The sequence below is a fragment of the Atribacteraceae bacterium genome, from assembly GCA_035477455.1.
GTDB lineage: Bacteria > Atribacterota > Atribacteria > Atribacterales > Atribacteraceae > DATIKP01.
On record DATIKP010000123.1, the window covers coordinates 1 to 1980 of the forward strand.

At 54.3% G+C, this 1980-nt stretch carries 2 protein-coding genes; both read right to left on the reverse strand.

Going from position 1 to position 1980, the window contains the following annotated elements:
- Positions 1 to 846 precede the first annotated feature (846 nt).
- Positions 847 to 1635 carry an SDR family oxidoreductase gene (locus tag VLH40_07560; GenBank protein HSV31859.1) on the reverse strand — a complete coding sequence of 263 codons (789 nt, stop codon included), beginning with the start codon at positions 1633 to 1635 and terminating at the stop codon, positions 847 to 849.
- Positions 1625 to 1980 (reverse strand): hypothetical protein (locus VLH40_07565; protein HSV31860.1); only part of this gene is annotated, 356 nt, incomplete at its 5' end. The genes VLH40_07560 and VLH40_07565, both read right to left, overlap by 11 nt.

Sequence of the window (1980 nt, forward strand, 5' to 3'; positions counted from 1 at the left end):
TTCACTGGGAGCGAGCGCTTAGCCGGATCGGTTGAGAGAAGCACTGGCTATTCTGGATACAGAGCCAAAAGCTCTTGGAGAGGTGAACTGAAAGCATGAAAAAGGTTATCCACTTTTACAGGGAAAAATGGACTTGACCACATTTACCTGCCTATACTTTCAGATTTGACCTGTTCCAACAGTTGCCGGAGGCCGGCAAGCGCAATTTTCCCATAATTTTCCGGTTGTGAACCCTGGAACTCCCCTGCCGAATAGTTGGCGATACCCCTGGTCGGCGCGCAACGCTTCGAGAGGATCTGGTCGAGAATTTTTTTTGACTGGGTCCGACCAGGCAAATTCGGCTATCGGACGCCCGGCGATACCCGGCACAAGGCTTACGGTCCCGGCCAGAGAGGATATTCATGACCTGCCCAACCATTTCTTTAGCATCGCTTTGCCGACACGGACTGGATGGTCTGACTCAAAGAACCCAGCTTAGGAACTCCTTCCCACCAGACTTACGCCATTACCATGTGGGCCTTCCGGATCCGGCTTATGTCAGGGGCGAAGGCGGATGCTCGGATTATCACGAACACGGGAGGCATATCGGATAGAAATTCTCGGTCACTTCTCCGGCCATGCGCGCCCATTCCCACAAGCGGTAGGGTTGAGCGAGACAGGTACTGATCAATTAAATTACGGCTACTCCGGCACAAGTAATTTGACTATGGGGCGGTAGGAGATGACCGATGGCGGGGGGTGAGCAAAATTCTCCGGGAGGTAGCTGTGTTGATCTGAGGATTTTCAAGTGAGGTAAGGTCAGGATTTCATCAATATTTTAGGCGGGGCGGGGCGGGGCGGGGCCGCTCAGTGCATCTCTCTCCCCCCGGAGATGTTGAAGGCCTGACCGGTGCAATATTCGCCCTTGACCGTCAGGAAATCGACAAAATCCACGATATCGTCGATCCGGGCCAACCGTTTCAGGGGAATTTTTTCGGTGAACTGCTTCACGACTTCTTGTTCCGGAAGATTCAGGTTGTGAATATACCCCTTACTGACCTCGCTCCAGACCCCGGTAGCCTCGGTAATTCCCGGACACAGGCAATTCACCTTGATATTGTAGGAAGCCACCTCGCAAGCCAAAGCCTGAGTGAGGGCAATGACCGCTCCTTTGGCGGCGGAATAGGGGATCAGCAAGGCCGAGCCGGTTTTACCGGACTTTGAGGAGAAATTGATGATCTTTCCTTCTTTCCGCTTCTTCATGGCCGGTAAGACTCCCTGGATGCAATACAGGGTACCGTACACATTGACTCGAAAGACTCTCTCGAGAATCTCCGGCGTCACCTCCTCCAGCGGTCTCTGGTCCACCAGCCCGGCACAGTTCACCAGGGCATACGCGGATCCGATGGAAGTCAGAATTTCGCTGAAACAATCCAATACCGCGGGCCGCCTGGTAATGTCGACCACAAATCCGGTGGCTTCATGCCCGGCCTTTTTCAAATCTTCTGCCCGATCCACCACGCCGGGACGGCTATCGATCAAGGCCACTTTGGCGCCAATCCGGGCATAATGCTGCGCTATCGCCAGACCGATGCTTCCCGCCGCTCCGGTGACCACACACGTTTTACCGCGCAACCGATCATGACTAGTGCTCATATGTTAATTCCTCCTGGTGGATTGAACGCCTGGTCGCTGCGTCGCTACAGGTACGGATAAATGTGAAAGTTGGGTTAACATTGCCCCCCAGGGAAGTATGCTCGAAAGCCTTGCTGCGACTAGTCACGGCGCCCAGCGGAAAGCCAACCACCGAGCAGATCTTTACCGCCGTTCCCTGCAGGCGTTTCGCCACATATCCCACCCGACAGGCATTGACACAGACAGCATAAAACCCGTAGGTAAGAGCTTCTTCGCATAGCTGGTCAAAGGCGCTGGTCGGAGCATCCGGGCGTAGCAGGGTATGATCGACATAGCGGGCGAGTTGAAGCGGACTCAGGGTAAATC

What these genes read in the sequence shown, in the direction of transcription:
- VLH40_07560 (HSV31859.1), bottom strand. Translation starts at nt 1,635, where the DNA reads ATGAGCACTAGTCATGATCGGTTGCGCGGTAAAACGTGTGTGGTCACC.